This is a genomic window from Streptomyces sp. NPDC111802, from assembly GCF_055634335.1.
The window spans coordinates 259,466-280,556 of the sequence record NZ_JBVKCZ010000007.1 but is presented as its reverse complement, the minus strand read 5'-3'; the positions used below and the strand labels follow the sequence as shown (position 1 = coordinate 280,556).

Below are 21,091 nucleotides of genomic sequence, written 5' to 3'. Positions count from 1 at the left end.
GGGGAGGGATCATGCCACGCACGCGCACACCTGTGATCGCCGGGTGGTTCGCCGGTGACGGGGAGGACTTCCGGCTCGTCGGCACCCGCTGCGCTGCCTGCGCCTCGGTCTTCTTTCCTCGCGAGGACGCCCACTGCCGGAACCCGGGCTGCCCGGGCGGCGATCTGGAGGAGGTGCCCCTCTCGCGACGCGGGCGCGTCTGGTCCTGCACGGACAGCCGATACCGGCCTCCGTCACCCTATGTGACTGATCCGGAACTTCCGTGGCAGCCGTACACGTTGATCGCTGTGGAGCTGGAATCCGAGCGTCTCGTGGTGCTGGGGCAGGCGGCTCCGGGGGTCACCGTCGCCGATCTGACGGTGGGCATGGAGGTGGAGGTCGTCCCCGGGGTGCTCCATGAGGACGCGGAGACGATCTGGACGACCTGGCAGTGGCGGCCGACGGGGGTGACGGCATGACGGACGACGTGGCGGTGCTCGGCGCGGGCATGCATCCGTGGGGCAAGTGGGGGCGCAGCTTTGTCGAGTACGGCGCGGTGGCGGCCCGCGCGGCACTCGCCGACGCCGGTCTGGAGTGGCGGGAGATCGGGTCGATCGTCGGCGCGGACACCGTGCGCGGCGGCTACCCGGGGTATGTGGCCGGGGCGACGTTCGCGAAGGCGCTCGGCTGGCAGGGCGCCCGGGTCACGAGCGTGTACGCGGCGTGCGCGTCCGGGGCGCAGGCGATCAACACCGCGCGGGCGCAAATACTTTCAGGCCTCGCGGACGTGGTGCTCGTGGTGGGTGCCGACGCGGCTCCCAAGGGCTTCTTCCGGCCGGCGGGCGGCGACCGGCCCGATGATCCGGACTGGCTGCGCTTCCGTGTCCTGGGTGCGACGAATCCGACCTACTTCGGTCTGTACGCGCGTCGGCGGATGGCCGTGCACGGGGACACACCGGAGGACTTCGCACAGGTCAAGGTGAAGAACGCCGCCCTGGGGGCGCTGAATCGCAATGCGCGCTACCGCAAGGCGGTCACCGCCGAGGAGGTCGCCGCCTCCGCCGTGGTCGCCGACCCGCTGCGGCTGCTCGACATCTGCGCGACGTCGGACGGAGGAGCGGCACTCGTACTGGCCGGTATGGAGTTCGCGCGTCGGCACGGCGCCTCGAACCCGGTGCGGATTCGAGCGGTTTCCACCGTGACGCCGCGCTACCCCAACACCGTCCTGGATCTGCCGGACATCGCGACGGACTCCGCGGTGGCGGTGCCACCGGCGGCCGAGACGTTCCGGGAGTCGATCGCACGCGCCGCCTACGAGGAGGCGGGCATCGGACCCGAGGACCTCTCGTTCGCGGAGGCCTACGACCTGTCCACCGCGCTGGAGTTGCAGTGGTACGAGGATCTGGGGCTGTGCGGCCGGGGAGAGGCCGCGAAGCTCCTACGGGAGGGCACGACGGCGCTCGGAGGGCGAATACCGGTGAATGTGAGCGGCGGTCTCGCCTCCTTCGGCGAGGCGGTCCCGGCCCAGGCCATCGCCCAGGTGTGCGAGCTCACTTGGCAGTTGAGAGGCGATGCGGGTGACCGTCAGGTCGACGGAGCGCGCGTGGGCATCGCGGCGAACCAGGGGCTGTTCGGGCACGGGTCGGCCGTAGTGGCGATGCGATGAGGCACGCCCCTGCGGCGGGCCCCCCGGCGCGGTCGTACGCACGTGCCGGGGCCCGCACGCCACCCAGGACGATCAGCATTTATTTACGCTGCGTGAGCAGCCAGGAATGCTGCGTGAACGTCTCATGAACTGGGCTCGGGCGCGCTTCCGCGGAGCCATCATGCTCCCGTGAAGTCCTGGACGGATACTCTCCGCTTCGCCTTCCAACCGGTGGTCAATCTGACGACCGGTGGAGTCGCGGGGCTGGAGATACTCGCCCGCCCGGAGACCGGCGACGTCCTGGCCGAGGCTCGCCGCAATCCCGAACTCGACGGCCAGCTCGCCGTGTTGGCGTTCCGTGCGGCGGCTCGCAAGGAAACACTGTTCCCGCTGTACGTCAATGTGTTCGCCGGCACCCTCGCCGACCTCGGCGGGCTCACTCCGCTGCACGACGCCGTGCGCGCGGCTGGGCGGCTGCCGTGGGAGGTGACGATCGACATCGGTCCGCCGTACACGCATGTCCCGCAGCAGGCGCTTCTGGAGGCGGTCGGCGGGCTGCGGGAGCAGGGGTTCCGGATCAGCGCGGACGGCGTGGGTGACGGGGACATCCCCCTGCGACTGCTCACGGACATGGCACCGGAGCTGGTGAAGCTCGACGCGTCCCTGCTGGCCCGGCCGGCGGCGATAGGAGCGATGCGGACGCTGTGCGAGCAGCTCGGGGCACTGCTGTGCGTCGAGGGCGTGGAGACGGAGCTCCAGTGCGCGGCCGTGCGGTCGTCGGGCGCGCAGCTGGCCCAGGGAGAGCTGTTCGCTCCGCCGGCCCGGCTGCCGGCGGCGGAGGTATACGTTCCGCCGCGCTCGTCCGGACTCGCGGTGACGCCGCGCTCGGGGCCCTCGGTGCGGGAGTTCGTCCGGCCGGCGGCACTGCTGCCCGCCACCGCGTCGGCCGGCCAGGTGCGGGCGCTGCTGACCGGGTCGCCGGATGTGTCCGGGGTGCTGCTGGTGGACGGGTACGGCATCCCGGTGCGGTCGGTCCACCGATCCCGCTTCCTGCTGTCGATGTCCGGGCGCTACGGCCACGCGCTGTACGCCGACCGGCCCGCGGCCAAGCTCGGCGACCCACCGCGCACGGTCGGCGTCGACGCCACCGCGTGGGAGGTGCTGGACGTGGTCGCGGACGGCGGCCGGGACCGTACCTCGGACGATGTGGCCGTGGTCGACGCGTACGGCCGGTGCGTGGGCGTCGTCCGGCTCGCGGACCTCGTCCGAGCCCTCGCCGAGACCCGGGTCGAGGAGGCAGCCGGGCTCAACCCGCTGACCCGGCTGCCAGGGTCCGACGCGATCACCGGCGAGGTGGACCGGCGGATCGCGGACGGGCGGACGTTCGCGCTGAGCTGGCTGGATGTGGACCATTTCAAACAGGTCAACGACGGGGCAGGGTTCGCGGCGGGCGACGAGCTGATCCGGTCCGTCGGGCGCGCGCTTCAGCACGCGGCGTCGGGCACCACCCGCGTGGGCCACATCGGCGGGGACGACTTCCTGGTGCTCGCGGATCCGGACAGGCTGAGTCCGCTGGCCGTCTCCATGCTGGACGCACCATGGTCGGCGGGTGGACTTCAGGTCACGTTATCCCTGGCCACGGTCCTGTGCGAACCGGGGAGCGTGACGGACCACCGGCAGGCCGCTTCCTGTCTGGCGCCGCTCAAAAAGGCGGCGAAGTCCCTGAGCGGGGCTAGCTGGGTGCTGGGCCGCGCCGGGCTGCCCGGGCACGAGATCCTTCGCGGGGTGACCGGGGCCGCGGCCCCGGCCGAGTGCGCGGTGGCGGAGCCGGGCAGAGGGTGAGACGCTTTCCCGTGAAGGTCAGCGGTGACCGAAAGGCGACGCAGGCCTCAGCACAGCAGATGACTTCGACCCCTGCCGGGTCCAGCGGGAACTGGCCCGCCCGTCGGCCTCAGCAGGGCCTCGGTGCTCGTCCCATCCCAGAACGGGTGTGCCGCGAGCACGGTCGGCGTGGGTCCGTGACCCGTCGGCACGCCCTGAACCGTTGGCGTCGGCAACCTTGACGCCCCCTGGACACCGGTGAACACTTCCCGGTGTCGGTCGACATCGCCGTACATTCTCGGCGTATCCACGCACTGCGCCGTACGGTTCCGCCTGTACGAAGGCCCCTCCCCCACGGGCGATTCGGCTGCGACGGCACGCTCGTCACGGACGCCGGGCGGGGCGCGGGACCCTCCCTGCCTTCGGCTGAAGTCGCCATGGGAAACGCACCGCGCACGGAGAAACCGGGGCCGATCGTCCCGGCCAGGGCCTAGGAGCAGCCATGAGCAACGGAGACATCTTCCTCGGTGAGGTCATCGGCACAGCGATCCTGATCCTCTTCGGGGCCGGAGTGGTCGCCGCGGTCGTACTGAACTATTCGAAGGCCAAGGACGCGGGCTGGGTCGTCATCGCCTTCGGCTGGGGATTCGGCGTGATGGCCGGGGCGTACACCGCGGCTCCGCTGTCCGGTGGGCAGCTGAACCCGGCCGTGACGATCGGGATCGCCATCGACACCGGGAACTGGGACAAGGTCCACATCTACATCGCCGGCCAGATAGTCGGCGCGATGCTCGGAGCCGTGCTGTGCTGGCTGGTCTACTTCGCGCAGTTCCAGGCCAACGCCGACAAAGAGATCGCTCAGCCGACCCTCGGGATCTTCTCCACCGCGCCAGCGATCCGCAACACCGTGGCGAACCTCATCACGGAGATCATCGCGACCATCGCGCTGGTGCTGCCGATCCTGGCGTTCGGCCTGACGAAGGGGCTCGGCGTGTCGGGCACCGCGATCCTGATCGTCTCGTTCCTGGTGGTCGGCATCGGCCTGTCGCTCGGCGGTCCCACCGGGTACGCCATCAACCCGGCCCGTGACCTGGGCCCACGCATCATCCACGCCCTGCTCCCGATTCCCAACAAAGGCACCTCGGACTGGGGTTACGCGTGGATCCCGGTGGTGGGACCGCTGATCGGCGGGGCGCTGTCCGGGGTCATCTTCAACGCAGCGTTCTGAAGGATCCGACGAAGGGGACGCCATGACCGACAAGTTCGTCGCCGCAATCGACCAGGGCACCACCTCGAGCCGCTGCATCGTCTTCAACCAGGACGGCGCGATCGTCGCCGTCGACCAGCGCGAGCACCGCCAGATCTTCCCCAAACCCGGCTGGGTGGAGCACGACGCCACCGAGATCTGGTCCAAGGTGCAGGCGGTGGTCGCCGGGGCGATAGCGAAGGCCGGGCTGCGCGCCGACCAGCTCAGCGCGCTCGGCATCACCAACCAGCGCGAGACGACGGTCCTGTGGGACCGCGCGACGGGCAAGCCCGTGCACAACGCGATCGTGTGGCAGGACACCCGTACCGCGGCGCTGTGCAACCAGCTCGGCGGCTCGGTCGGCCAGGATCGTTTCCGTGAGCAGACCGGACTGCCGCTGGCCAGCTACTTCTCCGGCCCCAAGGCGGCCTGGCTGCTGGACAACGTGCCCGGTCTCAGGGCCCGCGCCGAGAACGGCGAGATCGCCTTCGGCACCATCGACTCCTGGCTGATCTGGAACCTCACCGGCGGCACGGACGGCGGGCACCACGTCACCGATGTGACGAACGCCGGGCGCACCATGCTGATGAACCTGGAGACCCTCCAGTGGGACTCCTCGATCCTGTCCGCCATGAACGTGCCCGAGGCCATGTTGCCGGAGATCAAGTCCTCCTCCGAGGTGTACGGGACCGCCGTCGGACAGCTGGCCGGTGTGCCGGTGGCGTCGGCCCTGGGCGACCAGCAGGCGGCCGTGTTCGGGCAGGCCTGCTACGACGTGGGCACGGCGAAGAACACCTACGGCACGGGCAGCTTCCTGCTGCTCAACACGGGCAACCGGCCGGTGCCGTCGAAGAGCGGGCTGCTGACGACGATGGGCTACAAGATCGGCAGTGAGGCAGCGGTGTACTGCCTGGAGGGCGCTATAGCCATAACGGGCGCGCTGGTCCAGTGGTTCCGTGACCAGCTCGGCATCATCCGTACCGCCGACGAGATCGAGCCGCTGGCGGCGAGCGTCGAGGACAACGGCGGCGCTTACATCGTGCCCGCCTTCTCCGGCCTGTTCGCGCCGTACTGGCGCTCCGACGCGCGCGGCGTCGTCACCGGCCTGACGCGATACGTCACCAAGGCGCACCTCGCGCGGGCGGTGCTGGAGGCGACGAGTTGGCAGACGCGTGAGGTCGTGGACGCGATGCACCAGGACTCCGGCGTCCAGCTCATGAACCTGAAGGTCGACGGAGGCATGACGAAGAACAACCTGCTCATGCAGCACCAGGCGGATGTGCTCGGTGTGCCGGTGATCCGGCCGAAGGTCTCCGAGACGACCTGTCTGGGCGCCGCGTACGCGGCAGGGCTGGCCACGGGCGTGTGGAACGACCTGGACGAGCTCAAGGCGCACTGGGCGAAGGACGCCGAGTGGACGCCGGCCATGACCGCCGAGGTGCGGGACCGCGAGTTCCACAACTGGCACAAGGCAGTGGAGAAGAGCTTCGGTTGGGAGGAGGACGGCGAGAACTGAAACACACGGCTGACGCCCGAGAACGGTCCACGCGAGCGTGCGTCACGCGCGCGTGCCGGTGAGCCACGGCCCGTACCCCGGTCGGCGGGGGTACGGGCCGTGCCCGTACCCGGACTTCAACTGGTCACGGTCTCCCGGCGGTCCGCCTGATACGCCATGGCGTGCTGGACGACGCCGATGAGGGTCTCCTTGACGGACTCCCGGTCACGGGCGTCGCACAGCAGCAGCGGTACGCCCTCGTCGAGGTCGAGGGCCTGCCGGATGTCCTCCGCCGGGTAACGATCGGCTCCCTCGAAGCAGTTGACGCCGACGAGGAAGGGTATGGATCGCCGTTCGAAGTAGTCGACGGCCGCGAAGCAGTCCTCGAGGCGGCGCGTGTCGGCAAGGACGACGGCGCCGAGCGCGCCCTCCGACAACTCGTCCCACATGAACCAGAACCGCTCCTGGCCGGGGGTGCCGAAGAGGTACAGCACCAGGTCCTCGCGCAGGGTGATACGGCCGAAGTCCATGGCCACGGTGGTGGTGCGCTTGCCTTCGACGCCGCTCGTGTCGTCGACCGGGCGTCCGGCCTCGGTGAGCAGTTCCTCGGTGCGCAGCGGCCTGATCTCGCTGACCGCGCCGACGAGGGTGGTCTTGCCCACGCCGAAGCCGCCGGCCACCAGGATCTTGAGCGTGACGGGCTCGACCGGAGGCTTCCCGCGCTCAGAACGCCCGAAGATCATCGATCTCTTCTCCTGCTTGATGGGGGTCGGGCGACGGTGGGCCATAGCCTCCGCCGCCGGGGGTTTCGATGACGAGTACGTCGCCGGGTCCGACGTCCGCCGAATCGCTTCCGCCCAGTGCGGTGACCGTGCCGTCCGCGCGTTCGACGCGGTTGGCGCCCGGCGCGCCGGGCTCGCCGCCCGCCATGCCGTACGGCGGTACCCGGCGGTGCTGGGACAGCGTGGAGACGGTCATGGGCTCGTGGAACCGGATGCGGCGCACGGCGCCGTCCCCGCCGCGCCACTGCCCGGCGCCGCCGCTGCCGCGCCGCACGGCGAACTCGTCGAGCTGTACGGGCAGTCGCCACTCCAGCACTTCGGGATCGGTGAGGCGTGAGTTGGTCATGTGGGTCTGGACGACGGGTGCGCCGGGAAAGCCGTCGCCCGCACCGGATCCGGACGCCACGGTCTCGTAGTACTGATGGCGTTCGTTGCCGAAGGTGACGTTGTTCATGGTGCCGGAACCCTCGGCCTGGACTCCCAGTGCGGCGTACAGGGCTCCGGTGATCGCCTGCGAGGTCTCGACGTTGCCGGCGACGACCGCTGCCGGGGGTTCCGGAGCGAGCATGGAGCCGGCCGGCACGATGATGTCGAGGGGACGCAGACAGCCGTCGTTGAGCGGGATGTCGTCGGCGACCAGGGTGCGGAAGACGTACAGGACCGCGGCGTTGACGACCGAGAAGGGTGCGTTGAAGTTGGTGCCCAGCTGCGGGGACGTGCCGGTGAAGTCGACGGTGGCGGAGCGGTTCGCGCGGTCCACGCGCACGCGTACCCGGATGACGGCGCCGGAGTCGGTCTCGTAGGCGTACTCGCCGTCGTCCAGGGCGTCGACGACGCGGCGTACCGCTTCCTCGGCGTTGTCCTGGACATGCTTCATGTACGCCTGGACCACGTCGAGGCCGAAGTTCCCGATCATGCGGGCGACTTCGTCGACGCCCTTCTGGTTGGCGGCGATCTGGGCGCGCAGATCGGCGAGGTTGGTCTTCGGGTTGCGGGACGGGTAGGGCGCCTCGGTGAGCAGGCGGAGGGTCTCGTCCTCGCGGAAGCGGCCGTTCTCGGCGAGCAGCCAGTTGTCGAAGAGGATTCCCTCCTCGTCGATGGTGCGGCTGTTCGCGGGCATGGAGCCGGGGGCGATGCCGCCGATCTCGGCGTGGTGGCCGCGTGAGGCGACGTAGAAGAGGATCCTCGGCTCACTCTCCGTGCTCGCCGTGCGATCCGTGTCGAAGACCGGGGTGATCACGGTGACGTCGGGCAGGTGGGTGCCGCCGTGGTACGGGTCGTTGACGGCGTAGGTGTCGCCGGGGCGCATCCGGGGGCCGCGGCGCCGGATGACCTCCTTGACGCTCGTGCCCATCGAGCCCAGGTGGACGGGGATGTGCGGGGCGTTGGCCACCAGGTTTCCGTCGGGGTCGAACAGGGCGCAGGAGAAGTCCAGGCGTTCCTTGATGTTGACGGACTGGGCCGTGGACTCGAGGCGGGCGCCCATCTGTTCGGCGATGGACATGAAGAGGTTGTTGAAGACCTCAAGGAGAACCGGATCGGCTTTCGTGTCGAGATCGGAACTCTCCGTAATCGCGACGCGTTCCATGACCAGATGCCCGTCGTCGGTCGTCGCGGCCTGCCAGCCGTCGTCGACGACGGTCGTCGAGCTGGCCTCGGTGATGATCGCCGGGCCGGTGACCGTTTCGCCGGGAGGGAGGGACTCGCGGCGATGGAGGGGCACGTCGCGCCAGGTGCCGCCGGAGTGGAGGCGGACCGACCGCGGGGTGGCCGGGCTGCCTTCAGGGGTGGCTTCGTAAGGGGCGAGAGCGGAGAGGTCGGGGGGTTCGGTGATGCCGGTGGCTTCGACGGAGAGGGCTTCGACGACGATCGGGCGGTCGAGGGTGAAGGAGTACGTGGCGCGATGACGTTCTTCGAAGGCCCGCCGCATCGTGTCGGGTTCGGTGAGTTCGACGGTGAGGGTGGTGTCGGTGCCGTCGTAGCGGAGTTGGGTGCGCCGGGTGACCTTGATGCGGTCCTCGGGGACGTCCTCGTCGAGGAGTTCGCTGCGTGCGGCGGATTCGAGGTCTTCCGCCGTCTTGAGGACGCCCGGCATCGAGGCCGCCTCCAGGGGGGCCTCGACGGACTGTTCGCGCATGGCGGTGGTGTCGGCGAGGCCGATGCCGAGCGCGGAAAGGACGCCGGCCATGGGCGGCACCAGGACGGTACGGATGCCGAGCGAGTCGGCGACCATGCACGCGTGCTGGCCACCCGCCCCACCGAACGTGGTCAGGGCGTAGCGGGTGACGTCATGGCCCTTCTGGACGGAGATCCGCTTCACGGCGTTGGCGATGTTGGCGACGGCGATCTGGAGGAAGCCCTCGGCGACCTGCTCGGGCGACCGGTCGTCGCCGGTCTGCTCGCGGATCTCGCGCGCGAGGGCGCTGAACCGCTCACGGACGAGGGCGTCGTCGAGAGGCTGGTCGCCCTCGGGGCCGAACACCTTGGGAAAGTGGGCGGGTTGGATCCGGCCGAGCATGACGTTGGCGTCGGTCACGGCCAGCGGGCCACCGCCGCGGTAGCACGCGGGCCCCGGATCCGCGCCGGCCGAGTCCGGCCCTACGCGGTAGCGGGACCCGTCGAAGTGGAGGACCGAGCCACCGCCGGCCGCGACGGTGTGGATGTCCAGCATGGGGGCGCGCAGCCGGACGCCGGCGATCTGTGTGGTGAAGACACGTTCGTAGTCGCCGGCGAAATGCGAGACATCGGTGGACGTGCCGCCCATGTCGAAGCCGATGACACGGTCGAAACCGGCGAGCTGCGACATCCGCGCCATGCCTACGATCCCGCCGGCGGGGCCGGAGAGGATGGCGTCCTTGCCGCGGAACTGGCCGGCTTCGGCAAGACCGCCGTTGGACTGCATGAACATCAGCCGTACGCCTTCGAGCTGGTCGGCGACGTGCCGGACGTAGCGGCGCAGCACGGGCGAGAGGTAGGCGTCGACGACAGCGGTGTCCCCGCGCGGGACGAGTTTCATCAGCGGGCTGACCTCGCTGGACAGCGAGATCTGCGGGAAACCGATGCGCGCGGCGAGCTCTCCGACAGCCTGTTCGTGGCCCGGGTGGAGGTGGCTGTGCATGCAGACCACGGCGACGGCGCGGATCCCGTCGTCGTGCGCCTCCTGGAGGGGGCCGGCGAGGGCGTCCAGGTCGGGGGTGTGCAGGACGGTGCCGTCGGCGGCGATGCGTTCGTCGACCTCGGCGACCCGCTCGTACAGCAGCTCGGGCAGTTCGATGCGGCGGGCGAAGATGTGCGGGCGGTTCTGGTAGGCGATGCGCAGGGCGTCGCGGAAGCCACGGGTGACGACCAGCAGGGTCCGCTCGCCCTTGCGCTCGAGGAGGGCGTTCGTCGCGACCGTCGTGCCCATGCGGACGGCCTCGATGGGGTCCTGGGAACCGTCCAGCAGCTCGCGTACGCCCGCGACGGCCGCGTCGGAGTAGCGCGCCGGGTTCTCCGACAGGAGCTTGTGTGTCAGCAGACGGCCGTCCGGGCGTCGCGCGACGATGTCCGTGAAGGTGCCGCCACGGTCGACCCAGAACTGCCAGCCTGTCATGTCACTACCCCGCTTCCGCGCCGCTCACAGCGCCCGCAGGCCGTTGATCACGTCGCGCAGAATACTCTCGTCCACCAGCTCGGCCGGTGGTACGGGCCGGTTCACATGGACGAATTCCCCGTCCACGAGATCCCCGACGAGAACCCGTACGACTCCGATGGGCAGATCGAGTTCGGCGGAGAGCTCGGCGACGGACTGCGGGGCGTCACGGCACAGCTCGACGATGTCCACGTGTTCCGGGGACAGCGTCGAGTCTGCGTCCGGATCGTCCGCGTGCGGTTCCGCGACGACCACCGCGATCAGGTCGAGGCGGTGCTGGGCCGCACTGCTGGTGCGGCCGCGCGTCATGGCGTACGGACGGACGACCGGTCCGGCCTCGTCGTCGAACCAGTGGCTTCTTCCCTGACCGTCAGCGCTCATGCCATCCCACTACCCGCCCGAGGGCAGATCGGTGCGCGGAGCGGTGCCCAGATGTACGCCGACCCGCTTGACGAGGAGCGTCATCTCATAGGCGACCTGGCCGACGTCGGAGTCGGCATCCGAGAGCACCGCGAGGCAGCTGCCGTCACCGGCGGCCGTCACGAACAGGAAGGCGTCGTCGAGCTCGACGACCGTCTGCCGGACGTTGCCCGCCTCGAAGTGGCGGCCGACGCCCTTGGCGAGGCTGTGGAACCCGGACGCGACGGCGGCCAGGTGCTCGCTGTCCTCGCGGGTCAGATCCTTGGACACACCCGTCGGCAGGCCGTCGCCGGAGAGCACGAGGGCCTTGCGGATGCTGGCGACGCGGTCCACCAGGTCTTCCAGGAGCCAGTTGAGCTCCCCGGACTGGTTGGTCGCGGTGTGGCCGGTCGCCTTCGGTGCGGTCATCGACCGTCCCCCTTAGTCGTTCCTTGTGGTGCTGTGCCGCTGTGGGCGTCGTCGCCCGCGGCGTTCTCCCGGCGGCCGCGCTGCCAGCCGCGCTGGAGTGAGGCCATTCGGCTGCGTACCTCATCCGCGTCTCGCTCAGCGAGCTCCGGCTTGTCGTCGACACGCTGTGCGGGGCCCTGCTTGAGCTGCGGCGCCAAATTGGCCTGCCGTACCCGCCGGGGCAGCGGTCCCGCACCGGAGCCGGTCTGCCGTTGCGCGGTGGACGGGGTCGGTACGGAGTCGTCGGCGCTGCTCGACGCGATCGCGGGGCGGCGTGTGCGCCTGGGGAGAGTAGGTGGCTCCGACGGTTCACCGCCGTCGCGTCCCGCGGAGGACGGGAGCTCGGTGCGGTCTTCGACGCGGTCCGGCCCGCCGGTGGCCTCGGCACGGGGGCCGGTTCCGCGGCGGCGGTTCGGCAGTGGAGCGAGGCCGTTCGGCTCCGGACGGCTGGGGCCCGCGGGAGACTCCGGGTCGGCCTTCTCCCGCCGGGAGCGCTGCTCGGTGACCGGACGTCCGTGCGAGCTGACGAGCTTGGGTGCACTGCGGCGGGGCAGCGGCACCGGGGCGCTCACGTCGTCGGCCTGGTTCGGCCCTTCTGGGATGCCGGAGACTGGATGCTGTTCGCCGAGCGGGCCTGCCGTCTCGGTCTCCGGGTGGGAGGGGGCACGACGCGGACGGAAGAGCCCGCCGCGCTCGCCGTCCTCGTCGTCGAGGGCGTCGGGGAAGTCGCTGAGGGCGTCGAGGTCGACCGGGGCCTCCAGCTCGACCGGGCCGTCCAGTAGTGCGGCGGGCAGGCCGGGCAAGCGGGCGGGCACCTGGGTCAGGGCGGCCCGGCGCGACTTCTCCAGCTCCGCCTCCTTCGAGGGCTTGGGCCGGTCGAGACGGAATCCGATGCCGTTGGTGTCCGGCACGTCGTCGGTGAGGAGCGCGTCGGGGATGAAGACGACGGCGGTGGTGCCGCCGTACGGCGACGGCTGGAGGGAGACGCGGACGTTCTGCCGCTGGGCGAGCCGGCTGACCACGAACAGGCCGAGCCGGTCGGTGTCGGACAGTTCGAACTCGGGCGTCTCGGCGAGGCGGAGGTTGGCGTCCAGCAGGACGTCGGCCGCCATACCCAGGCCGCGGTCGTGGATCTCCAGGGTGAAGCCGTTGGCGACCCGCTCGCCCAGGACCTGGACGGCGGTGTGCGGCGGGGAGAACACCGTGGCGTTCTCCAGGAGTTCGGCGACGAGGTGGGTGAGGTCGGCGACGGCCGGACCGGTGACGGCGACGCGGGGCAGGCGGCGCACCTCGATGCGCTCATAGTCCTCGACCTCGGCGACCGCGGCGCGGACGACGTCCATGAGCTGGACGGGCTTGCGCCACTGCCGGGAGGGGGCCGCGCCGGAGAGGATCACCAGGCCTTCGGCGTGGCGGCGCATACGGGTGGTCAGGTGGTCCAGGCGGAACAGGTCGGCGAGCTCGTCGGTGTCCTCGGTCCGGCGTTCCATGGTGTCGAGGAGGGTGAGCTGTTTGTGCAGCAGGACCTGGCTGCGGCGGGCGAGGTTGACGAAGACCTCGGATACGCCGGCGCGCAGTTCGGCCTGCTTGACGGCGGCCTCGACGGCGGCGCGCTGGAGGGTGTTGAGAGCTTGGCCGACCTCACCGATCTCGTTCTTGTCGTACTCCAGACGCGGGACCTCGGTCTCCACGTCGACCTGTTCGCCCGCCGAGAGGCGGCGCATCACGCTGGGCAGCCGGACGCCGGACGCCTCGTGGGCCTCCAGACGCAGCTGCCGCAGATCGCGGACGAGGCTGCGGCCGATGCGCACGGAGAGGAAGAGCGAGAACAGCAGGGCGAGCAGGCCGAGGACGCCGGCGATGGCCGCCTTGATGATGACGCCCATCGCGACGGGCTGGACGCGTTCCTGATAGCGAGTGCCCGCCTCGTCGTTGAGCTTGCTGAGCTCTTCGAGGACGCTGCCGGCGGCGGTGTCCCAGCTCTTGGCGTCGACCGTGCTGGGCCTGCCGGGCTGGGAGAAGATGACGGCCTGTTCGGCGACGCGCAGCGGGGCGGTGGAGGCGTTCTTCCAGAAGCGCTCGTAGCGTTCTCGGTCGGACGAGGGCAGGTCCGTGAGGCTGATCTCGTACATCACGGCGCGCTGGGCCACGAGGTCGGAGACGTCGCGGGTCTCTTCGCGGGTGAGCTTGCCGACCACGAGGGCGGAACTGAGCAACGCGTCCTCGCGCGAGAGCAGTTCGCGGGCGCGGGTGACGTTGAGCAGGGCACGGGCCTGTTTGTCCATCGCGACGCTGTCGATGCCGTCGATGGATCCCAGCAGGGCGTAGCAGGGATCGACGAGCCGGTTGTAGAGGTAGAGGGCCTGGGAGCGGGTGACCGTCCCGTCCTCGATGCTGCGGCGCAGGGAGTTGATGCCGTCGAAGGCGTCCAGGACGGCGGTGAGGCGCTCCGCGTCCCCCTGGTCCATGCCGTCGCGGACGTCGGGGTCCTTGGCGTTCTTGCGGATCTCGGCGACGGCGGTGTCGGTGGCGTTCCGGGTGACGCGCAGCGCGCTCTGCGCGTCCGACGCCCGGCGATCGGCGAGATAGACGAGCGCCTGACGGCGTTCCTGCTGGAGAACGCGGACGGCGTCCTCGGTGGAGTAGCCGAGCTTCTCGACGAGGGATGACACCGTGAACAGCTGGGCCACACCTCGCCCCGTGAGTACCGTGGCGAAGCCCCAGATCGCGGTCAGGGACACCAGCGGCACGAGAAGCAGCGCCACCATCTTCCGGCGGATCGACTTCCCGCGAAAGCGCATGGCCTCCCCCAGCTCAAACCCCCACCGGTCAGGGGGCACACCTGTGCGTCAACAGTCGGCGCGAGCCTACTACCGACGCACAGTTAACTCGAAGAGCCGTCCGGAACCTGAACTTCCGCACCAGCGACGAGACATGGGGAGTTGTCCGGGCATTGCGGGAGATTGCCTACCGCGATCGCGGGATCCCCTGGCTGAGGGAACCGGCCGGTCTCCCTGGCCAGTTGGCCGGAATTTTATCTTTGCTGGGAATCTTCGGGACGCTTCGTTCGTCCTTCTCTATGGGAAACGGGGGCGGAATGGGCCACAGGAGCCGCATCCTGCCTCTGGCGGGCGTAAAACAGCGCAAGCCGGGCAATCGCTGGGGAGCCGTGTCTTCGGGCACGGGCAAGCGGTCTGCTGGCGGTGGGGAGTGACACGGTGATGGGCACGGCGGAGCGGCGTGAGACGCCCGAGGAGGGCGCTGCGGCGCATACGAGGGCGCGGCGTGGCCCCGAGGCGCTGGATCGCGACATTCCGGCGGGCGCACGCCCGCGGTCGGGGAGCCGGGAGATTCCGGAGGGCGCGAGCGTGGTGACGGCGGATGAGGACGACGTGGTGACCGGCTCCCGTGGCAGGTCGGTGAGGGACGAGAGCAGTGCCGAGGCCGCCGGCGACGGGGCGACCGAGGGCTGGTCGGGCTACCGGCCGCTGTGGGTGGAGGAGCCGGCGCGGCGGCGGCGAATGCCCGATCCGGTGCGCAGGTCGGCGGTGCGAGCCGTGCTGATCATCGCGGTGACGCTGATACAGGCGATGGTGGCCTTCCTGTGCACCCTGGCGGGATCCTGGCTGGCGTTCCCCATGGTGATCAGCAGTGTGGCCAGCACCGTGGTGGCCACCTGGGGTGCCGTGGACGTGTGGGTGACGCGCCAGGTGTGGAACCAGCGCAATGGCGTGGTCTCGGCACCGAGCAGCACCGCGCGTGCCCTGCGACGCGAGCGGCGCCGGGCACGACAGCAGGCTCGAGAGGCGGAGCGCGCTCAGGAGCGGATAGGTCAGCGGGGCGGGGCCGGACAGTTCTCGCACCCCTGAGCGTGGTCGGGCGGCGGCCCGGCGCGGGATGCCAGGTGGACTGAGCCGTCCTGGAGCGAAAGGCTGGACGCCGAAGAGCCGCCGTTCCCGTGCACGACCGCCGCTCCAGCCATGGCGGTTCGCGGATCACCCGGCCGTCGTACTTCGAGGATCCGGCGTACGTCCTGCTGCTGCGCGACGAGCAATGACGCGCTAGGAGCCGTACCGGGGGCGGCGTACGCGTCCACCCGGCCGAGAACACCTGGGCCGCCGGCCAGTTGGTGATCTGCCCGGGTGCCTGGGCGCCGCGGCCGCTGACCCATCTCGGAGTGCCGTTCACCATTGAACGCCAGGTCCCGATGAGCACCTCGTCGTCGCCCGTCGTCGGCGAGATCCTCGCCGATCTCGCGCTGACCGGCGGCACCGAGCACCCCCATCGGCCAGTTCGACCCCACTCGCTCCACCGGCACTGATGCGCCTCATTGACAGGTGTCCCGCCGCACTGACACCGTCCCGCCTCATTGATCTACACATCCGCCCGAGCCACTCCCTCCCCTCCGCCGGCCCACGAGGAGTCCGCTCATGCCGACCACGGAGCAATCAGCAAGCCCACCCAGTCATGACGACGCCGAACTCGCAGAGTTCGGCTACAAACCCGAGCTCAAGCGCACCCTGGGCAATTTCCACACCTTCGCCGCGGGGATCAGTTACATCTCGATCCTGACCGGCACGTTCCAGCTGTTCTACTTCGGCTACGGCAGCGGCGGCCCCGCCTACTGGTGGTCATGGCCGATGGTCTTCGTCGGCCAGTTCATGGTCGCCCTCTGCTTCGCGGAGCTCGCCGCCCGGTATCCCGTGGCGGGCTCGGTATACAACTGGTCGAAGAAGATAGGCAATCCGCATCTGGGCTGGCTCGCCGGCTCGTCGCCGTCATCGCGGGCGGCGGCTTTGCCTACTACTGGTTCGTCCAGCGGCACCGGACGGGCGTCCTCGCCGAGCACAGCTTGGACGCCTCGGCCACCTCCGGTACCTCGCCCCTCACAAAGCCGGCGGCCGACTGAGGCAGGCCGGCACCGTGGCTGATCACATCGTTCCCCGCGCCCCTACGGCGCTGCGGGCGCCGGGCGTTTGAACATCCGGGTGGCTGTGATCTCGCTGTGCACCGCTTCCCCCGCCTGGGGCTGTTGCGGCAGCCCCGGGCGGAGGTGTTCCTCCACGCGGATGTACTTCAGTCCGGCCCTGAGGTCGGCGTCGTTGCGCAGGCGGATGACCAGCGGGAACTCTGCCAACGCCGTCGTGTCGAACAGGCCGGTGGTGTAGAGGAGTTGGACTCCGAGCGCGTCGGACACCGCGCGCTGGAGCTCCAGCAGATAGGTCGCGTTGGCGCGGCCGATGGGGTTGTCGAGGAACAGTGTGCCCGCGTGCCGGTGCTTGTCGCGGCCCCGGTCGTTCGACCTGAGCGCCGCCATCGTGCAGTACAGCGCGATGGCCGCGGTCAGCAGCTGCCCGCCGGAGAAGACGTCGCCCATCTGCCCGACGGGCACCCGCTCGGCGCGCAGGACCGCATCCGGCTTGAGGATCTCGACGGCGACGCCCTTGGGCTGAAGGGCGGCCGCGACTCCCCGCAGCAGCAACGACATCCCGTCGCGCCGCAGATCGGAGTTCTTCTTCACGGCCGCCCGGGTCGCCTCGTCGATGACCTCGCCGAGACGCTCGGTCAAGGTCGCCTGGTCGGGCTCCTCGAAGCGGATGCGCAGGAACTCCTGCCCGGACCACTCCCCCAGCCCCTCGGGCAGCCGGGACAGTCGCTGGGCGGACCGCAGGGTCGCCAGCGCCGACTCGACCAGGCCCCGGAGCCGGTCCACGATCGAGTCGCGGTTGCGCTCCAGCTGAGCCAACTCGTCGGTGAGGACGCGCAGTCGGGGCGCGAAGGCGTCGGCCCACTTCTGCGCGTGCTCGGGCAGCGCGGAGGCGGGCAGCTCACGGATCTGCTGGCGGGCGGGCGTGCGGACCTGCTCATAGCGCGTGGAGTTGGCGTGCCGTACGAGCACATCGCTCGCCTCTCGTACGGCGGCCTCGGCGGCGGAGAGGTCGGCGGCGCAGCCGCGCAGCGACCGGCGGGCCTCGGCGGCGGACTGCCGGGCCTCCTCCGGGCTGCCGGGGTACGGTTCGGGCGCCTCCTGCTCCTCGTCCGCGGTGTGCTCCCGTAGCAGGTCACGCAGCATCGCGGCGATCTCGTCGAAGCCGCCGGCCGCGTCCTCGGCGGCGCGGTGGGATTCGAGGAGCTCCGCGTGCGCCTCGCGGGCCTGGGTCAACGCCTCGGTGCGGGAGGCGAGTTCGGCGGTCGCGGTGCGCAGCAGGGCCTGCGCGTGGTCGGCGTCGCGCGGCTGGAGTTCCTCGGACAGCTCGGTGTGCGTCTCGCCGTCCTCGGGGGCATGCCGCTCGGCCTCTCCCCGTAGGCGCCCGAGCTGCTCGCTCGCGCTGGACATCCGCGTCTCCAGGAGCTGGACCAGTTCCTCCGCCCGCGCGGCGGCCGCCTGCCGGGACGGCCCGTCGGAGCCGTCGGGCGATTGAAGGAGCTGTTCGGCCCGGGTGCGGACCTTGTTGCTGAGCCGGTCCAGCTCCGCGCGCGCCGCGCTCTCGTCGCTCTCCGCGCGGGCCTGCTCGGCGCGCAGGTCGGCCCCGACGCCGACCTTCTCGTACACCTGGGAGGCGGCCCGGTACGCCTCGCGCAGCGCGGGCAGGGACGCCTTCGGGGCATCCGCGTCCGTGTCCGGTACGTCGTCGGGGGCGCCCGCGATCTCCGAGCGCTCGGCGCGCAGGGCGCGGGCGGTGCGGCGCGCGTCGTCGGCGGCACGCTGGGCGGCGCGGCGGTCCTCGTCGGCGGCTCGGGCACGCTCCAGGCAGGTCTGGGCGCGGGCCTCGGACTCGGTGGCCTCGTCGGCGAGTTCGCGCAGCTTGACCTGCCAGCCGGCCCGTTCACGCAGTCGGAAGGCCAGCCCGGCCAGGGCGTCGGCGGAGCGCCGTGCCCTCTGCGCCGCCTCCTGCCGCTCGTCGCGGACCTGGGCGGCCTCGGCGGCGGCTTCGTCGGCCTCGGCCCGCGCGGTCCGCGCCTCGGCGAGCTCGGCCTCGGCCTCCTCGGCGAAGGCGCGCGTATCCCTGGCCGCCTGCGCCAGCTCGACCAGGTGTCCGGCCGGGCAGCCGGTCCGCCACGAGGCGAGCCGCGCCGCCAGCTCCCGGTCCTTGCCGAGCCGCGCGGCGAGGGTGCGGATCTCCTCGTCCCGCTCGGTCGCCCGCGCGCGCAGCGCCTGCCGCTCCTCGTCGGCGGCGTGCTCGTCGTGCATGGCGGGGTTCGGCGGGACCAGGAAGACGTCACCGCTCGGCTCGTCGGCGGTCGGGGTCGGGGCGAGCAGGGCCGCCGCCGTGCCCACCGCGACGGCCGAGCGGGGCAGCAGGGCCGCGTCGCCCAGGACGTCGCGGGCACGCGCGTGTGTGTCGGGGTCGGTGATGATCACACCGTCGACCAGTTCGGGCCGGGCGGCCAGCACGCGCGCATGGTCGACGGGGTCGACGGCCTGCGCGAGGTAGCGCCAGCCCGGCAGCGCGGGAATGCCCTGTTCGCCGAGGAACTCCACGGTGGCCAGCACGTCCGGACCGGGCGGCAGCAGCCCGCCGTCGCCGAGCGCGCCCAGGATCCGGGCGTCGTCCGCGGCTGCCGTACGCAGTTCGAAGAGCTGGCGCTCGGCGGCGGAGACGGCGTCGTCGAGCAGCTCACGCAGCTCGTCGGCGAACCGGTCCAGCTCCTCCGGGGTGAGAGCGCCCTCGGCGAGGCCGGTGTCGGGCGCGGGCGCGCTCGCCTTGCCGTCGCCGCCCGCTCGCGGAGCGGGCACGGAGCCGCGCTTCACGACGGACCCGCCGGTCAGGCTGAGCAGTTCCGCGAGCCGCTCCTCCACCGCCAGCCCCTCCGCGAGCCGGCGCTCGGCGTCGTAGGCCCGCTCCGCGCCGGTCGCCGCGTCTGCCGCGCGGGCCGCGGTCAGCTCCGCGCGGGACTCGGCCGACGCCGCCTCGCGCGCGCGCTCCGAGGCGCGTCGGGACGCTTCGCGGGCGGTGTCCCAGGCGGCGACCGCCGTCTTCTCGGCGTCGCTCGCGGCCAGGGCCGCGCGGGCCGGGTCGGCGTCGGGCGCGCTGTCGTCGAGCCAGCCCGCGCGAACGGCCTCGGCGGTCTCCTGCTCGACCTCCGTCAACCGCTGCCGCAGATGCCCGGCCTCGCTGCGCGCCCGCTGCGCGTCGGTGGCGGCGGCGGTGGAGTCCCGGTACGCGGACTCGCTGACCTCCTGTAGCGCGGCGGAGCGCTCCTCCCCCTCGTTGGCGAGGGTCTCGGCGCTCTCGGCGGCCCCGTGCAGGGCCCGTACGAGATCGACGGCGGCCTTGGCTCGGGCGGCCAGCGCGGGGGCCGCGTCCCGCTCGGCCTCCTGGATGGCGACGGCCACGCGCGCGACGCGGTCGGAGGCGGCGCGGTGCCGCAGAACCGCCTCCGCGGCCTGCCAGGCGGAGTGCAGGGTGCGCGCGTCGGCAAGCTCACGCTTCTGCGCGGCCGCGGACTTCTCGGCCGCCGCCAGTGCCAACGAGGCGTGCCGGAAGGCCAGTTCGGCGGCGATCAGCGAGCTGCGCTCACGCGCCGCCTCGGCATGGGTGACGGCGTACGCGGCGGCGGTGACCCGCTGGGCGAGGTCGGCGGCCCGCACCCGCTCCTGGACGCCTCGCGCGGACAGCCGCCGGGCCAGGGTCCGGGTCCGCCGCTCGGCGCCGGTGTGGATGTCACGCGCGCGTGAGCGGGCTTCGGCGGCCTCGACGATCCGCCCCAGCAGGTCGACGGAGCCGGCGGTGAAGTCCCGCTCGGCGATCAGCTCGGCACGCCGGCCCAGCTTGTTGCCGAAGCCGCTGACCAGGTCGGCGAGGCCGTCGGTGTCGCGCGTGTCGGTCACGGCCCGCAGCAGCAGGTCGGTGAAGTCGGCGTCCTTCTTGACCGCGAAGAGGCCGGCCGCCTCGCCCTCGTCGGCGTTCATCTCCCGCTGGTAGCGGAAGAGTTCGGGGTCGAGGCCGAGGTCACCGAGGTGCTCGATCCAGCGGTCGTGGATCTCCTCCCAGTGGACCTCCAGATGCGGATACGCCTTGCCCGCCTCCGTGATGGCGTCCCGGAAGCCCTTCATGGTGCGCCGGCGGCCCTGTGCGCCCGACTGGCCCTCGACGGACGGCCGCACGGCGGTGGACTCGGCGACCGGCAGGTTGTCCAGGCTCAGCCCGGGCCCCGGGCGGAAGGAGTACCAGGCCTCGGCGAACTTGCGCGGGTCGTTGGAGACCTGGCGCCCGCGCCACTCGCTCACCTTGCCGACCACGACACACTCGCCGGTGAGCGTGTGCTGCCACTCCAGGGCGACATGCCCGCAGTCGTCGGCGAGCAGGAACTTCCGCAGTACGCCGGAGCTGGCGCCGCCGAGGGTGTTGCGGTGACCCGGCAGCATCACGGAGAAGATCAGCTTGAGCAGGACGGACTTGCCGCCGCCGTTCTCCAGGAAGAGCACCCCGGCGGGCGCGGGCCGGCGGGGCGGCCCGACGGGCTCCTCCTCGAAGAACTCCGCCTGCGTGGGCGCGGGGTCGGGCACGGGCTCGCCCACACCGCGCAGATCAAGCACGGTGTCGGCGTAGCGCGCACCGGCGGGTCCGATGGAGTAGAGGCGGACCCGGGACAGCTCGTACATGGCGGACTCTCGTAAGTC

The 21,091-nt window shown here is 71.3% G+C and carries 13 protein-coding genes and 2 pseudogenes; 9 read left to right on the top strand and 6 right to left on the bottom strand.

Features of this window, described 5'->3' with window-relative positions; genetic code table 11:
* Window positions 1–11: 11 nt before the first annotated feature.
* From ACZ7NC_RS10435 to glpK, 5 genes are all read left to right on the top strand, one after another.
* Window positions 12–458, top strand: a complete 447-nt coding sequence (locus ACZ7NC_RS10435) for a Zn-ribbon domain-containing OB-fold protein (RefSeq protein ID WP_471486692.1) — start codon at window positions 12–14, stop codon at window positions 456–458.
* A complete protein-coding gene (locus ACZ7NC_RS10430; RefSeq protein WP_471486690.1) occupies window positions 455–1,645 on the top strand; it encodes a lipid-transfer protein in 1,191 nt (396 codons plus the stop codon). Before ACZ7NC_RS10435 ends, ACZ7NC_RS10430 begins: the two co-directional genes overlap by 4 nt.
* A gap of 168 nt (window positions 1,646–1,813) precedes the next feature.
* Window positions 1,814–3,466: an EAL domain-containing protein gene (locus tag ACZ7NC_RS10425; protein WP_471486688.1), complete on the top strand. Its 1,653-nt coding sequence runs from the start codon at window positions 1,814–1,816 to the stop codon at window positions 3,464–3,466.
* Between the two features lie 481 nt (window positions 3,467–3,947).
* The gene (locus ACZ7NC_RS10420; protein ID WP_471486686.1) at window positions 3,948–4,673 is read left to right on the top strand and encodes an MIP/aquaporin family protein; all 726 of its coding nucleotides are present in this window, start codon (window positions 3,948–3,950) and stop codon (window positions 4,671–4,673) included.
* 22 nt (window positions 4,674–4,695) lie between these two features.
* Complete coding sequence (gene glpK / locus ACZ7NC_RS10415; protein WP_471486684.1) at window positions 4,696–6,207, top strand: glycerol kinase GlpK; 1,512 nt, start codon at window positions 4,696–4,698, stop codon at window positions 6,205–6,207.
* Window positions 6,208–6,323: 116 nt separating this feature from the next.
* Here the strand turns inward: glpK and ACZ7NC_RS10410 are convergent, their stop codons facing one another.
* The 5 genes from ACZ7NC_RS10410 to ACZ7NC_RS10390 are packed head-to-tail and all read right to left on the bottom strand — an operon-like array spanning window position 6,324 to window position 14,267.
* Window positions 6,324–6,929: a GTP-binding protein gene (locus tag ACZ7NC_RS10410; protein WP_471486682.1), complete on the bottom strand. Its 606-nt coding sequence runs from the start codon at window positions 6,927–6,929 to the stop codon at window positions 6,324–6,326.
* A complete protein-coding gene (locus ACZ7NC_RS10405; RefSeq protein WP_471486680.1) occupies window positions 6,910–10,560 on the bottom strand; it encodes a hydantoinase B/oxoprolinase family protein in 3,651 nt (1,216 codons plus the stop codon). The genes ACZ7NC_RS10410 and ACZ7NC_RS10405 overlap by 20 nt, the downstream gene beginning before the upstream one ends.
* Before the next feature lie 24 nt (window positions 10,561–10,584).
* Window positions 10,585–10,980 (bottom strand): DUF742 domain-containing protein, encoded by a 396-nt coding sequence (locus ACZ7NC_RS10400; RefSeq protein ID WP_471486678.1) that lies wholly within the window; start codon window positions 10,978–10,980, stop codon window positions 10,585–10,587.
* A 9-nt stretch (window positions 10,981–10,989) separates the two neighbouring features.
* Window positions 10,990–11,427, bottom strand: a complete 438-nt coding sequence (locus tag ACZ7NC_RS10395) for a roadblock/LC7 domain-containing protein (RefSeq protein ID WP_383418981.1) — start codon at window positions 11,425–11,427, stop codon at window positions 10,990–10,992.
* On the bottom strand, window positions 11,424–14,267 hold the full coding sequence (locus ACZ7NC_RS10390) for a sensor histidine kinase (RefSeq protein ID WP_471486675.1): 2,844 nt from the start codon (window positions 14,265–14,267) through the stop codon (window positions 11,424–11,426). Before ACZ7NC_RS10390 ends, ACZ7NC_RS10395 begins: the two co-directional genes overlap by 4 nt.
* A gap of 420 nt (window positions 14,268–14,687) precedes the next feature.
* On the opposite strand from ACZ7NC_RS10390, the gene ACZ7NC_RS10385 reads away from it, so the two are divergent.
* From ACZ7NC_RS10385 to ACZ7NC_RS10370, 4 genes and pseudogenes are all read left to right on the top strand, one after another.
* Complete coding sequence (locus ACZ7NC_RS10385; RefSeq protein ID WP_471486729.1) at window positions 14,688–15,335, top strand: hypothetical protein; 648 nt, start codon at window positions 14,688–14,690, stop codon at window positions 15,333–15,335.
* Between the two features lie 212 nt (window positions 15,336–15,547).
* A pseudogene (locus ACZ7NC_RS10380) lies at window positions 15,548–15,670 on the top strand (N-methyl-L-tryptophan oxidase); the annotation flags it as partial.
* On the top strand, window positions 15,644–15,787 hold the full coding sequence (locus tag ACZ7NC_RS10375) for a hypothetical protein (protein ID WP_471486673.1): 144 nt from the start codon (window positions 15,644–15,646) through the stop codon (window positions 15,785–15,787). The pseudogene ACZ7NC_RS10380 and the gene ACZ7NC_RS10375, both read left to right, overlap by 27 nt.
* Before the next feature lie 109 nt (window positions 15,788–15,896).
* A pseudogene (locus ACZ7NC_RS10370) lies at window positions 15,897–16,235 on the top strand (amino acid permease); the annotation flags it as partial.
* Between the two features lie 182 nt (window positions 16,236–16,417).
* Here ACZ7NC_RS10370 and ACZ7NC_RS10365 read toward each other — a convergent pair.
* Entirely contained in the window at window positions 16,418–21,073 is a 4,656-nt protein-coding gene (locus ACZ7NC_RS10365) for a hypothetical protein (protein WP_471486671.1), read from the bottom strand.
* Between the last annotated feature and the right edge of the window lie 18 nt (window positions 21,074–21,091).